The organism is Weizmannia sp. FSL K6-0777, from assembly GCF_038593185.1.
In the GTDB taxonomy this organism is placed as follows: domain Bacteria; phylum Bacillota; class Bacilli; order Bacillales; family Bacillaceae_C; genus Weizmannia; species Weizmannia faecalis.
The window spans coordinates 297,519-311,819 of the sequence record NZ_CP151971.1 but is presented as its reverse complement, the minus strand read 5'-3'; the positions used below and the strand labels follow the sequence as shown (position 1 = coordinate 311,819).

At 46.2% G+C, this 14,301-nt stretch carries 10 protein-coding genes, 2 pseudogenes and 1 riboswitch; of the genes and pseudogenes, 1 reads left to right on the top strand and 11 read right to left on the bottom strand.

What is annotated here, in order from left to right:
- Nucleotides 1-184: 184 nt before the first annotated feature.
- From NST70_RS01565 to NST70_RS01550, 4 genes are all read right to left on the bottom strand, one after another.
- The gene (locus NST70_RS01565; protein ID WP_035190345.1) at nucleotides 185-925 is read right to left on the bottom strand and encodes a sirohydrochlorin chelatase; all 741 of its coding nucleotides are present in this window, start codon (nucleotides 923-925) and stop codon (nucleotides 185-187) included.
- Between the two features lie 6 nt (nucleotides 926-931).
- Nucleotides 932-1,690, bottom strand: coding sequence for a uroporphyrinogen-III C-methyltransferase (cobA, locus tag NST70_RS01560; protein ID WP_017550710.1), 759 nt, complete (start codon nucleotides 1,688-1,690; stop codon nucleotides 932-934).
- Between the two features lie 396 nt (nucleotides 1,691-2,086).
- Complete coding sequence (locus tag NST70_RS01555) at nucleotides 2,087-2,812, bottom strand: phosphoadenylyl-sulfate reductase (protein ID WP_017550712.1); 726 nt, start codon at nucleotides 2,810-2,812, stop codon at nucleotides 2,087-2,089.
- A 91-nt stretch (nucleotides 2,813-2,903) separates the two neighbouring features.
- Nucleotides 2,904-3,008, bottom strand: a riboswitch (SAM riboswitch).
- A 325-nt stretch (nucleotides 3,009-3,333) separates the two neighbouring features.
- Nucleotides 3,334-3,639: a TIGR04104 family putative zinc finger protein gene (locus tag NST70_RS01550; RefSeq protein WP_017550713.1), complete on the bottom strand. Its 306-nt coding sequence runs from the start codon at nucleotides 3,637-3,639 to the stop codon at nucleotides 3,334-3,336.
- A gap of 169 nt (nucleotides 3,640-3,808) precedes the next feature.
- On the opposite strand from NST70_RS01550, the gene NST70_RS01545 reads away from it, so the two are divergent.
- The gene (locus tag NST70_RS01545) at nucleotides 3,809-5,212 is read left to right on the top strand and encodes a glycosyl hydrolase family 28-related protein (RefSeq protein WP_342475555.1); all 1,404 of its coding nucleotides are present in this window, start codon (nucleotides 3,809-3,811) and stop codon (nucleotides 5,210-5,212) included.
- A gap of 979 nt (nucleotides 5,213-6,191) precedes the next feature.
- Here the strand turns inward: NST70_RS01545 and NST70_RS01540 are convergent.
- From NST70_RS01540 to NST70_RS01510, 7 genes and pseudogenes are all read right to left on the bottom strand, one after another.
- Nucleotides 6,192-7,667 (bottom strand): annotated as a pseudogene (locus NST70_RS01540) (IS1182 family transposase); the annotation flags it as partial.
- Nucleotides 7,668-7,994: 327 nt separating this feature from the next.
- A complete protein-coding gene (locus tag NST70_RS01535) occupies nucleotides 7,995-9,413 on the bottom strand; it encodes an NAD-dependent succinate-semialdehyde dehydrogenase (RefSeq protein ID WP_342475554.1) in 1,419 nt (472 codons plus the stop codon).
- A 383-nt stretch (nucleotides 9,414-9,796) separates the two neighbouring features.
- Nucleotides 9,797-10,855 (bottom strand): phosphotransferase family protein, encoded by a 1,059-nt coding sequence (locus tag NST70_RS01530; protein ID WP_017550718.1) that lies wholly within the window; start codon nucleotides 10,853-10,855, stop codon nucleotides 9,797-9,799.
- Nucleotides 10,856-10,897: 42 nt separating this feature from the next.
- Complete coding sequence (locus NST70_RS01525; protein WP_017550719.1) at nucleotides 10,898-11,302, bottom strand: thioesterase family protein; 405 nt, start codon at nucleotides 11,300-11,302, stop codon at nucleotides 10,898-10,900.
- Nucleotides 11,303-11,550: 248 nt separating this feature from the next.
- Nucleotides 11,551-11,763 (bottom strand): hypothetical protein, encoded by a 213-nt coding sequence (locus NST70_RS01520; protein ID WP_017550720.1) that lies wholly within the window; start codon nucleotides 11,761-11,763, stop codon nucleotides 11,551-11,553.
- A 265-nt stretch (nucleotides 11,764-12,028) separates the two neighbouring features.
- A complete protein-coding gene (locus NST70_RS01515; RefSeq protein WP_017550721.1) occupies nucleotides 12,029-12,592 on the bottom strand; it encodes a TetR/AcrR family transcriptional regulator in 564 nt (187 codons plus the stop codon).
- A 68-nt stretch (nucleotides 12,593-12,660) separates the two neighbouring features.
- A pseudogene (locus tag NST70_RS01510) lies at nucleotides 12,661-14,275 on the bottom strand (long-chain fatty acid--CoA ligase).
- Nucleotides 14,276-14,301: the final 26 nt, after the last annotated feature.

The following is a 14,301-nucleotide window of genomic DNA, read 5'->3' as shown; positions in this document are numbered from 1 at the left end:
TGCCGGCACGCGCAATGGAAAACGCCGGGCCGCGGGCATTTTTCAAACTGCATCGGACCCAAAAAAGTGCCGGTACGCGCAATGAACGCTGCACCCCGGCACCTTTTAAACTGCATCGCCCCAAAAAGTCCGGGGTGCACAATAGAAAACACCGCAGGCTTGACTGGGTAAAAATCCCGTGATCTCAAATAAAATCCTCTGCGCCCAACGCTTCTTTTGCCCGAACGGCCAATGCGTCCGCCATATCCGGATGGCAGCCGAGGTACCGTGCCAGCCGGATATCATATCCTTCCCGCTGCAGCATGCCCACTTTCTTTTCCAGCGACCGGACGAGCACGCCGGTAAACCAAAGATAAGGGGCCACAACTACCGGGTGCCCGGTTGCGGTCAGCTCCTTCAGCGCATCATCAAAACGAGGCTCAAGCACTGCCAAATAAGCCGTTTTGATCTGTTCTGTCCCCAATTGCGCACGCAACCCGGCAGCAATTTTTGCAAAATCGTACAGTGTTTCCGGGTTGCGGCTGCCGCGTCCAACAATCAGAATCTCAGCACCCGGAGGCATGCCGGTTTCCATAATATTTTCCGCCAGAATCCCGATGATCCGGTCCCCGACACCGAGCGGGCGGCCGTACGTAAACACAATATGCGGATAACGTTGTTTCGCTTCCCGAATCGCACGCGGGATATCCTCATAATAATGCCCGGCACTCAGCAGCAATACCGGCACAACGGCAATGCGCCCTGCGCCACCCCGGACAAGCGCATCAATCCCTGCCGCAATATCCGGTTCCGCAATTTCCAGATAGCAAATTTCCTGGAGATCCGCATCCACCTGCGCCATTGCTTGCCGGATCGTCGCTGTTGCTTCCCGGGCGGTTTCAGGCACACGGCTGCCATGGCTGACATATAAAACGCCTTGTTTCATACCCGTTCACCCGGTACAGGCCGGAGCAGCAGAAAGCTGTTCAAACCATTTTAACTCTTCGCGCAGTTTTACCACTTCTCCGATGATCAAAAGCGATGGGTTGCGCAGCCCAGCCGCCTTTTCACTTAAATTTCCAAGCGTGCTGACCGCGGTTTCCTGTTTTTCAGTCGTGCCCCAGCGGATTAGTGCAGCCGGCATGTCCGGCGATTTGCCGTGCTTTATCAGTTGCGCACAGATGAGTGGCAGATTTTTCACGCCCATATAAATGCAAAGTGTATCAATTCCCGCATATTTGGACCAATACGCATCAAGATCTTCGCCTTTTTTCGTGACGCCCGCGATAAAAGCAACGGATGTACTGAGCCCGCGGTGGGTGAGCGGAATGCCGGCATAGGCGGGCACAGCGGAACCGGCTGTAATTCCCGGCACGATTTCAAACGGAATATGTTTTTGCACCAGGACTTCCGCTTCCTCCCCGCCTCTACCGAATATAAACGGATCACCGCCTTTTAAACGGACAACCGTTTTGCCTTGGTTAGCAAATTTCACAAGCAGGTGGTTGATCATATCCTGCGTCATCGTATGGGCATCCGGTTTTTTCCCGCAGTAGACAAGTTCTGCATCCGGCCTTGCCTCTTTTAACAGATCCGGATTCACCAGCCGGTCATATAAAATGACATCCGCTTCCCGGATCAGGCGCAATCCTTTCACTGTAATCAGCTCCGGATCGCCGGGTCCTGCCCCGACTAAATATACTTTTCTCATTTCTTCACCTGCTTTAAACTTAATCGGACTCGTTGTTTCGGTTGATGCGAGCACTTGAACGATCCTAGTCTGGATTGGCTACAAGCGGGCACCTGAAAAAGCTGGCTGCTTTTGCCGCTAGAGCTTGCTGAACGGGTCCAATTCTGCGTTTGTACCCAATTTATCAGCAAGCTCCATCTCAAAATATAAAAGAATCCATCTTCGAAAATGCGATTTTGTCTTCTCTATACGCTGAATCAGCTTCCAAGTGCAATTTTTTCCCTGGTTTTTTCATAAAACCGATTTGCCTTTAATTGCCGCATCCTTACCAAATCTAGGAATTTTATAAAATGAACGAAATCTTGTCATGCAGACTGATGCTTACTCTTATTACCTATGTCATTTTATATAGCAGCCTTATTTTTTCTGAACCGTATGCAGCCCGCACTCGGTTTTATTAAAGCCCGCCCATCTTCCCGCTCTTGAGTCGCTGTTTCCGACAGCACGTGTGCACGGGAAGCAGCCGATGCTCGGATATCCCTGGTCGTGCAATTCGTTATATGGAAGATTGTTAGACCGGATATAGTTCCAAACATCATCCCATGTCCAATGAATCAACGGGCAAATTTTAATCGAATGGAACCTTTCATCCTTATTGACAAAATTCGTTTTCGCCCTTGTCGGCGATTGCTCCCGTCGTAAGCCGGATATCCAGGCCACAGCTCCCTGCAGCGTTTCTTCAAGCGGCTTGATTTTCCGGATATAACAGCATTGGTCCGGATCCCTTTTCCAAAGGGCAGATCCGTATTGCGCCGCCTGTTCATCAAGCGTAAGCGACGGTTTTTTCATTTGTATATTTAAAGCCGGATATTTCTTTTTCACTTTTTCAATCAATTCGTAAGTCTGCGGAAAGTGCAGGTCGGTATCCAAAAATACGATATCCGCATCTTCTCTGACTTTCGAAATGAGATCAATCAGCACCATTCCTTCTGCGCCGAAACTGCACGCATATACCACTGATTTGCCGTACGTGCCATATGCCCACTGCAAAATTTCCAATGCGCCCTTCGTTTCATCTTCCGGCACGAACGCTGCGAACGGATCCGACGTAAACTGTTCATATGTGAGCCGCGTTTGCTCCACTCTATTCCCTTCTTTCTTATTCGATTACTAAGGATTAAACGACAAAAATCTTCTTACCCTGAAGTAAGAAGATATCCATTCCCGGGAAATCTTCTTATCTTTCAGGCCACCACCTGCAGGAATTGGCACAGTGCCCGTTTCCGGACCTGCTGCCGAGGCTTCACAGGGCCCTTCCCTCCACCTCTCTTGATAAGAAAATAACAACATATAAGCTTGAAGTTTATTGTATACCTTCTTATGCTATTCGTCAACGAAAAATTCTGATAAAGAAAATCAGGCCCATTTTCATGAAAGATGTTATATGTCCGTTTTTGATCCTCATTGAACGGAAAAAGTTTCCAACCAACCCTTCATTTTTTGGCTAGCTTCCTTGGGCTTTTCTTCAAAATTTTGCTTCTGTACCAGATTGGTCATTCATCTTTAAACTTGCGGATGTCCTCAGTCGTACCAGGCTCAAATCTGCGCTCCATCACCACCCGGATTTCTGCAGCATCTTTTTAAAAAGGAGCAACAGCTACCTTTTACCATAGAGGTCTTTCCTTATTATCAAACGAATAAACATAAGGCATCGTAAGAATCAAACAAACCCAAATAATGACGATTAGTGTTATGAATGCAACTTTTGGAATGCCCAATATCATCAGTCCAAATGATACGAAAAGGCAAAGTAGAGAAAGATAACCAACTTTATTTCGAAACTTCATACTTGGATATAACTTGGCTGTACAATTTGGACATTCCATGGTTTGGTCAAACTTCCATAGTCTCTTAAAAATATAAATCCACTTAAATTGATGGTTACAATTCAAACATTTTGGCAGGCTCATTAAATTTCACCTTCCTTTTCATTGATTCTAACATAAAATTCAATTTATTTTTTATATTAACAACTATGGTTTGGAAAAGTCTTCTTTTTCAGTGCGTTTTCCAACCTGCGGGGGTAAACTACATATATCAATTGACACAGACTGAATGAAGGCAAAGCGAGGTGGAAAAATGATTCATTTGGACAAGCATCATGACCCCTGGACAAACGGCATACTGCTGCGCCAACTTTCACGCAGGACAGTCCAGCCGGGTACCCTGATCCGGGAGAATGAAGCACTTTTTCAACAGTACTGTCAGCCGGAATTTCACAAACCGTTTTCCCTTTCACGGTTGCTGCTGAACCGGCGATATCCGGTTGAACCGTATAAAACGCTTGCAGATCAGAACGGCCTCGTGTACCCGGAATGGAAAACGATATTGGATCAAGCGTACAGCCGTCTGCTGGCTGTGGCATCCCGTACAGTCAATGTGGCAGATTACGGTGCGGTCGGCGATGGAAAAACCGACTGCACAGCGGCTTTCCAAAAAGCATTGGGAAACGGCCGGGTGAAAGTGATCGTACCGAATGGTGTTTTTCTAGTAAAGGGGCTTAAGCTGCCTTCATGGACATGCCTTTGCGGCAGCGGAAAAGGCGTAACCATCATCAAACTCCATCCGCATGCACCGAAAAAAACGCGTCTCATCCAAAATGCCCATTTTCATCGTGGCAATCACCATATATCGGTGGAGGGGCTCACGCTCGATTGGAATGTCGAAAGGCTCGGGCAAGAGGAAAGAACGGCGGCAGGAAATAACCGTTCAAGCTGCCTGACTTTTGCGCACGTCACGTTCGGCTGGGTGAAAAATGTGGAGGCGGTGGGGGCCGGACTGCACGGTTTTGATGTATCCTCTGCCCGTTATCATTATTTGGGAGACGGCTTTCTCGCCCCAGGAAGGAGCCGCTATATCTGGCTGGACGGGCTCACGGCAAGCGGATTCGGTGATGACGGGATTACCACCCACCATAGCGACTATTGTTTTATTTCAAATTCTTTCTGTTACAACCCAAGTGGAAGGGCCCACAAAAAAGGGTTTTCCAACTCCAATGGCATTGAGATTGATGACGGCTCGCGCCATGTATGGCTTTGCAATAATGCATCAAGCGGCTGTTTCGGAGGTGTTGAAATCAAAGCCCATCACAATGCATCGGCTGCTTCTCATGTGCATTTGTATGGCCATCTTTCTGTCCATGACAATCGTTCTTTTAATTTCCGGCATATTGGCCACCATAAAGGCAAAGATGCCGATTCGAAAAGCGCGAACCATATTGTGGCGGCCAATCTAGTTTCCGTTGCGCCAGTGTTTACGGATTTATATGAAGGTTCAACGCCGCGCAGCCTTGTTGTTTCCGCTTACCGAAACGTTGTAATTAACGGGCTGACTGCGCTTGGCGACCCGGATTACGATTTCAAGGGAAATCCTGTTGTCGCCATCCAGTACCGCGCAAAAAATGTTATTTTGAAAAATGTAGAAATCAGCGGGTTTCAAAATGCAAAACGGATCAGGGGCAAAGACAAATGCGTACTGCTGTAATGCTTGGATTGTTCATAAATAAAGAGAGAATCTAAGCAAGACTTGCCGAATGAATCGGATAATAGCTTCTTATCCGATTCACCCTGCAAGTCCAGCCTTCATGTTTGCCACCAATAGAAGCGATATTTGCAAAAAAGGGGGGTAAAATGACTTTCGAATTCAAAGTTTTTTCTACATCTTTTTAAAACCCTTGCATTTAAAGTTCGGCAAAATCCTTGGGATCCTTGCCAATTCCGATTATTTTGCTGATTCAGCAAGCCCTGGATTCTTCCTTTTCATCATCGTTTGAAGATCATTTCCCGGGGAAACTTGGTGTCTTTTGTCATGAATGCGGGCGCGGAAAGACATTTCTATACAAAGTTTTTGCCGACTTTGTGCTCCTTCTCGAGTAAAAGACATTTTGTCTTCCTTGATGCCAATGCCCGGAAATTTGTTGTGACATGTCTTTCATAGCACTCGTGCCAGTAATGTTATCGCAATTTTTCTCTCATTAAGTTGCGAATACTTTTCCCGACCAATTGTGTTATTTTCCTTTCACCATAAAGGACGCTTTCCCGGGAAATTTGTTGCCTTTTGTCTTTTTAAAGACCTCTAAAAAACATTTGGACCATCGTACGGATCCTTTTTTGTCTTTTTGAAAGTTTTAAAAAGACATTTTGACTCAGTCCCACCCCCGTTTTGTCTTTTTGAAGGCTTCTAAAGGACACTTGGACCACTGCCCAGATCCTTTTTGTCTTTTTGAGCATCTTAAAAAGACATTTTGGCTCGATCCCCACTCCTTTTTGTCTTTTTGAAGGCGTCTAGGGGACATCTTGGGGCGAGAATCATTGCCTTTTGTCTTTTTGAAGGTCTCGTGACCACTGAAAAAAGCCATTTTTTTATGTAAAATTTGCTGTGTAGTGTAAGAAATTTTCTGTAAATGGTACTCTTTACCATAGAAATTAGTAAAAATGACAAATGTTTGGCTATAATTCGCCTTTTTAGAGGATAGTATGGCGGCTATCCTCTTTAAATTTACTGCCAAGGCTGTTAGCTTGGCTTGTAAGCCCATGCTTTTTAGACCGTACCATTTGGCACGATCTAACCCGTGGAAATTCTTCATTTCGCCATTTTTCCCTTCTTGGCATGCTCTTTTTTTATACTTCTCTTTAAATCCCTCCGATTTCTGTTGTTGACTATACTCATAAAATTCTGGGGTGTTGATTCCGACCCCTAATACTTTTCCGACTGTTTTTCCGGTTATGCAAACTTCTCGCATTGGGCAATTTCTACATTGTTCTCTGTCAAAATAGTAATTATACGTTTCTTTTCCACATTTTCTTATATAGTGTTTCTTTTTGATTGTTTTGTTTCCTTGACTACAGAACCACTCGTCAGAATCTTTGTTATAACTGAATCTTTCTTCGTCTATGCGATATGCAGCTTCACTTACAGGGATGTATGCCTTTGCTTTAAGTTCAGAGATTTTGTCTAAGATTGGCTTTTTAAAATAGGCTTTATCACCATATACTTCTGGTATTTTTATTCTCGTTTTCTTGGTTAACTCTAATAATTCATCAAACTTCGTTCCATCCACATAAGCTCCATTACCAGTATGAACAGCTGTAATCATTCGATCTTCTGTTGTCATCATAAATTCCGTTTTATAACCAAAGAAAGGATCATTTTTGCTTTTATACCCTATTCTCGCTTCTTGGTCGACAATCGATCGTACCCCTTTTTGCTCCATAAACTTCGGGTCTGCTAAAATTTCTTTCGCATTATTAACGAGTGCTTTTGTTTCAGGTGCTTTCTCCAGTTCAACTAGTTCTTCTACCTTTGATACCGTTTCTTCAAGATAGGACTTCATTGTTTTTCTAGCTTCATCATGGTTTTCTATTTCTTTATAATCAGGGATTTCTTGGTTGATTTCACTTGGTATTTCTCCGTTTTCTTCTTTAACGGTTTTAAAGATTTTTTTCGCTAATTGTTTCATGACTCGTTCCGGTCTATATTTTTTGGTGTTGGCTTCTGTATGAGTGGAATCAATCGTTATACCAGAAACCTTTTGTAAAATTCCTTTTTCAATGCATTGGTTTATGATTTCAATAATAATTTCATCTATAGTGAGATTGCCTTCTAATCTACTTTTACGAAATTTTGCCAAAAGACTTGGGTGAGGGAGGTCGTCTTCCGGATTGATTCCTAAAAAATACATATATGCAAGGTTTAATGAGCAATTTTCTATAACTTTCTCATCAGATAAGTCATAGAGTTTTTGTAACACCAAGATTTTAACCATAAGTTCGGGCTCTTTTGCTGGCCTTCCATATTCTTTACAGTAAGTTTTTTCAAGCATTTTATTGATAAAACTAAAATCCACTTCATCTCTTAATAATTTAAGTGTATGATTTTCAGGAATTTTATCGTATAATATGGAATAGATGCTTAATTGATTATCTTTTTCTTTAAGCATGATAGATACCCCCAGTTTGGTTTTGGTTTGTAGTATAACTTTATTATACCAAATACTGGGGGTATTTTTTTTCAATTTATTGTACATATAATTATTTTGAATTTTCAGATTGACTTTTTCAGTGGTCCCGACGGCTTCTAGGGGACATTTTGAGCTCTGGCCTGATCCCTTTTTGTCTTTTTGAAAGCCTGTAAAAGACCTTTGGACCACTTCCCCGGATCTGCCTCAAAAACATTCGAGCCAAGTACCGCAACTGGTTTAGGATCAAAAAAGTGGGATCCCCATTTTTAGAGATCCCACTTTTTTCCTGCAGGCCGATCCAGGTACTTATAAACCGAGCGAAATATATTTGACTTCCAAAAATTCTTCGATGCCGTAACGGCCGCCTTCCCTGCCGAGACCACTCTGCTTGAGACCGCCGAATGGGGCCTGCGGCGTGGACGGAAGCCCGTCGTTCAGCCCGACAATGCCATATTCCAGCCCCTCTGCAATTTGAATGCCTTCTGAAATATTTTCCGTGAACACATACGCAGCAAGACCGTAAATGGAATCATTGGCACGCCGAATTGCTTCATCAATATCCGTAAATTTCGTTACCGGTGCAAGCGGCCCGAATGTTTCTTCATTCATGCATATCATATCATCGGTAACATTGGAAATGACTGTCGGCTCAAAGAACAACCCATCTTTCGCGCTGCCGCCTGTTTCCACGGTAGCCCCTTTTTCCACTGCATCTTTGACGTGATGTTCTACTTTTTCAACCGCATTCCGGTCAATCAGCGGACCGATATCCGTTCCTTCTGCAAGGCCGTCCCCAACACGGAGTGCTTTCACTTTTTCTGTAAATTTCTTGGTAAAAGCTTCATACACTTCTTCCTGTACATAAATGCGGTTCGAGCACACACAAGTCTGACCGGCGTTGCGGAATTTTGCTGCAACCGTGCCCTCTACAGCTTTATCGAGGTCCGCATGTTTTGTGATGATCACCGGTGCATGCCCACCAAGTTCAAGCGACACTTTTTTCACTGTGTCAGCTGAGCCGCGCATCAGCTCTTTCCCGATTTCGGTCGATCCGGTAAAAGTAAGTTTGCGGACGCGTTCATCGGCAAGCCAAGTGTCCCCGATTTCCTTCGCACTCCCGGTTATTACATTGATGACGCCTTTCGGAATGCCGGCTTTTGCAGCAAGCTCAGCAAGCTTCAAAGCAGTAAGTGGTGTCTGTTTTGCCGGCTTGATGACAACGGTGCAGCCGGCAGCAAGCGCAGGCGCAACTTTGCGGGTAATCATGGCAGCCGGGAAATTCCACGGGGTAATGGCCGCGACAACGCCGACCGGCTGTTTATGGACAAACAGGCGTTTATTGGTGGTGGATGCCGGAATCGTTTCGCCATACACACGCTTTCCTTCTTCGGCAAACCACTCGATAAAGCCATTTGCGTAACGCATTTCACCGAGTGCTTCCTTTAGCGGCTTGCCCTGTTCAATGGTCATCGTCCTGGCAAGCTCATTTTCATTTTCGCGGATCAGTTCAAACCACGTGCGGAGGTAAGCACTTCGTTCATAGGCAGAAAGCGCCGCCCACGCCGGAAAAGCCGTATGCGCCGCATCCACAGCAAGCCTGGCTTCCTTTTCTCCGCCTTTTGGAATCGTCGCAATCACTTCGCCGGACGCAGGGTTGTCCACTTTAATTTTTGGCAGTCCTTCCCCTGTCCACTCACCATTCAAGTACATCAAGTAGTCTTCCATAGCTCCATCTCCCTTCGAGTAATAGTTTACGATTTTTCAGATGATTTTTCTCGTTTTATGATTGCAAAATTTGTTTCGCCGACATGAGTATTCTTGATTTTGTAATTAAAAAAGAATACCTCTGACTTACTCATTTTTACATAATTTTGATGTCAGGAAGCATGCTGAAATGTTTCATACGATAAGCTGACCCTGTCAGTTGACAAAAATTTAATGGAGCGACAATCAGGTCATAAAAAAACGTAACAGAAGCTCATACAAAGCCCTTGTTACGCACAATCCAAATGCCAATCAAACAAAAGTTAACTGCGGGAAAGAATCAGATCCGGAAGTCTTAACTACAACGTGAATCCACCTTCACCCATTATAAGAAAAATCCCCAATCACACCCTTTCCGCCACTTCCACCGCGTGACGGATCAGGCTGCGGACGACGTTGCCGAAATGGGCGAAACGCTGGTCTTGTGTCTGGCCGCGTTTGTAGCGGTAGTAGATTTGCTGGCAAATGCCGGCGAGCTTAAAGTAACCGAAAATCAAGTAATAATCGATGTTCGAGACGTCGCGCCCGCTTTTTTTCGCATAGGCTTCGACAAACTCGCGGCGTGTCATAAAGCCGTCCAGCGTCGTGACGGACGGTTCACCGAGCCCATTTTTGATCAAATCCGGGTCATCTTTTTCCGTCCAGTAGCTGAGCGCAGCGCCAAGATCTGCGAGCGGGTCGCCGATGGTCGCCATTTCCCAGTCAAACAGGCCAGTCATTTCCGAAAAATCTTCGTTAAACATGGCGTTATTCAGCTTATAATCATAATGAATCACGGCTGCACCTTGTTGCGGCGGAATATGATCACGCAAATAATGGATGAGCGGCTCTGCTTCCGGAATTTCATCCGTCTTCGCACGCAGGTAGCGCTCAATCCAGCCGTTCACCTGGCGTTCGAGAAAACCATCCGGCTTTGACATGGAAAGGAGCTCTGTCTTTTCATATGGGATCGCATGCAGTTCCACAAGCCGGTCAACCATGATACCGGAAATCCGCCGGCACGTCTCCTTTGTCGGCTCCACTCCCGGCGGAAAAGCGGTGTCAAGCACAATACCATGCTTTCTTTCCATGAGAAAAAACGGAGCGCCGATCACAGACGGGTCCTCCTCGAAAAGCAACACTTCCGGCGCCGGTGTGAAAAATGGCCGGAGCGCCTTCAGCACGCGAAATTCGCGCCCCATGTCATGCGCTTTCGGGGCAACCGGGCCAAGCGGCGGGCGCCTGAGCACTGCTTCCCACGAACCTGCTTTTAATTGATAGGTCAAATTCGAACGGCCTGCTGAAAATTGTGCGATTCCAAGCGGTACATTCGGCATTTGCGGAAACTTCTTCTGCAGGTATTCCTGCAGCCTGGTTAAGTCCAGTTCTTCCCCTTTGCGGACCGGAATTGTGTCTGAATGCATTTTTCCTCTCCCCCTTGTATCCCGTAATAGGCAGATCGTTTTTCACATCGCCGTCTGCAAATGCTTTTCCAGGATGCCCCTTATGTCATCTGGAATCGGGCGGGATTGCTGCTTATCAAAGTCAAAAAAAACGACAACCGCTTTCCCCCTTGCGATCAAGCGGCCGGTTTCTGCATCCAGAATTTCATGAGCCAGTTCACAGCTCGTATTGCCGAGCTTTGCCACACCGGTCCTGATCGTGAGTTCTTCATTATAAAACGCCTGGCTGACAAAATCGCATTTTACTGAAGCTAAAATAATATTGAAATCTTTTATTTCTACGCTTGCACCAATGCTTTCAAAAAATTTCAAACGGGCATCTTCCAAGTAGATGAAGTAACTGGTGTTGTTAATATGTCCGATAGCATCTGTTTCGCAAAAGCGTGTCCGTAATTTCAATTCATGCAAAAAAATCCCTCCCTTTTGCTTGAACACCATTACGGTAGCTGTAGATTTACAACCTTGCAAGGTCCTGACCATGATTGATCCGTTGCTACAATCCCTTTTTTTCCCAAGACCATTTCTTGTCACAGCTGCCGCAATGTGATGCGCTTTTTCATCCCGTGCAGTCTGCTCATCACAAGGCCGTCCCCAATTCCAGCTACCGCATTGTAATGCACTTTTTCGATTTCGTGCAGTCCCGCAATACAATCTCATTACAGCAGTTGTACGGTTTTACAACCTTGCAAGGTCCTGGCCATGATTGATCCGCTGCTGTAACCCCTTCTTTTCACAAGGCCATTTTCTGTCAGCTGCGGTAACGTGATGCGCTTTTTCATCCCATGCAGCTCGCTCAATACAAACTCATTGCGAAAGCTGTAGGGTGTTGCACCTTCCAAGTCCTGGCCATGATTGATCCGCTGCTGCAATCCCTTCTTTTCACAAGGCCATTTTCTGTCAGCTGCGATAACGTGATGCGCTTTTTCATCCCATGCAGCTCGCTCAATACAAACTCATTGCGGAAGCTGTAGGTGATGCACATCCCAGGATCCTGGCTATGAATAATTCCGATACTAAACCTCTATTTCTCAAAGCCATTCTCAAATACAGCCGCCGTAACGTAATGTGCTTTTTCAATCCGTTCAGCCCGCTTGCTCGATCTCAAAACAACACCATTACGACAGCTGCATGGTTCTATGCTTTTTCAATCCCGTGCAGGACGATATCCATGAACAGTTCTGCCACTTCTGCCGCCGATTTCCGACCTTCCGGGTTAAACCACTGGTAGCTCCAGTTCACCATGCCGAGAATGGCAAAGGAAGTAAGATTCGCGTCCAGATGCTCCGCAAACTCGCCGATCTCAATGCCTTCCCGGATCAGCTTTTCAACCCCGAGGCGGAAAGCTTCGCGTTTTTGTAAAATCAGTTCGAGCTTTTCACCGCTTAAATTTTTGATCTCCCGGAAAAAGATCAGGGCTTTTGCTTTTTCCGTTTTGATGCTTTCAAGCAGCATCAGGACAAGCGCATGCAGTTTTGCCTTGCACGATGCGTTTTCCGAGAGAATGGCCTTCTGTTTTTCCAAAAGTTTCGTAATATAGTCCATATGAATGTCCATCAAAAGTTGTTCTTTGCTGGAAAAATAATAGTAAAACGTGCCTTTTGTCGCGCCGATGCTGTCGACGATGTCCTGAATGGATGTCTCCGTGAAGCCTTTTTGTTCAAACAAGCGTATGCTGTGTTCCGTAATCTTCGCTTTCATGCCGGTCCTCTCCATCTATTACTATATTAAGAAAATTATATCACATGCCCGGCTTCACGTTTCTGCTCTTACTCGCGCACTTTCTTTTCTTCTTCGCGCAGCTTGCGGCGCAAAATTTTCCCGACATTTGTTTTCGGTAACGCATCACGGAACTCTATGATCTTCGGGCGTTTATACGGGGCGAGATGGGCGCTGCAATATTCGCTCAGTGCTTCTTCCGTCATCTTCTGCCCTTCTTTTAACACGACAAACGCCTTGACCGTCTCACCCCGGTATGGATCCGGCACACCGATCACCACTGCTTCCTGGACGGCGGGATGCGCATACAGCACCTCCTCGACATCGCGCGGGTACACGTTATAGCCGCTTGCAATGATCATATCTTTTTTGCGGTCAACAATATAAGCGTACCCTTCCTCATCCATTTTCGCGATATCGCCGGTGTACAGCCAGCCATCCCGAAGTGCTTCCGCCGTTTCTTCCGGCATGTTCCAATACCCTTTCATCACTTGCGGGCCTTTTACAATCAGTTCGCCCACTTCGCCCGGTTTCAGTTCCTCCGTGCCGGTTGCAACATCGACGATTTTATAATCTGTTGATGGTATCGCGATCCCAATGCTGCCCGGCTTGCGTTTTCCGAAAACCGGATTGCAGTGTGTAACCGGGGAAGCTTCCGAAAGGCCATACCCCTCGACAATGACGCCCCCCCGTTTTTTCTTCAAACTGGCGCAAAAGTCCGAGCGGCATCGGTGCACTCCCGCTGTTGCAGGTCTTAATGGAATCCAGCCCGTACTCCATCGCTTTCGGGTGGTTCGTGATGGCAACATACATCGTCGGGACACCCGGAAAATAGGTTGGCTGCGTTTCCTTGATGGTCTGGAGAACTTCTTCAAGATCAAAACGCGGCAGCATGATCGATTCCGAACCGGTGTAGATTACATAGTTCATGGCACATGTCATGCCAAACACGTGGAAAAGCGGAATAACGGTCAAAATCCGTTCTTCTCCCGGCCCCATGACCGGTTTGAAAAATGCATAGGTTTGCACCAGATTGGCAAGAAGGTTTCGGTGGGTCAGCCTCGCACCCTTTGACCGGCCAGTGGTGCCGCCCGTATACTGGAGTACGGCAATATCCTCCCGGGGGTCGAGCGCAGGAGGGTTGTAATCCGTGCCTGCCTGTAAAAAGGCATCAAAGGGTTCAGCATCATCCAAAGGGCCGGCTGCCGGCTTAAAACTGGCTGTGACAACATTTTTCAAGGATGTTTCCGGGCGGACGGCCTGCACTTTCGGGTACAAATCATCTAGGACAATGATGGTTTCTGCGCCCGAGTCATTTAATATATGCCTGATCTCCGGTTCGACAAGCATCGGATTGATCTGGACAATCACAGCACCTGCCATTAGCGCACCGTAATAGGACACGACATACTGCGGGCAGTTCGGCAGCATGATCGCCACTCTGCTGCCTTTTTGCACGCCTCTTTTCTGAAGGGCGGAAGCAAAGGCAAGCGATGCTTTGTAAAGTTCCGCATAGGTCGTCTTTCTGCCGTAAAAAGAGAGGTCAGTCCGGTCCGGGTGCTTTTCGGCTGCAGTAACAAGTATTTGGTACAGCGGCGTATCCGGCACTTCAATTTCTTTCGGAATCTCATCGGTATAGACAGCATGCCATACTTTGTTTTCCATTCCAAATCCCCCTTGTTTTTCATTGC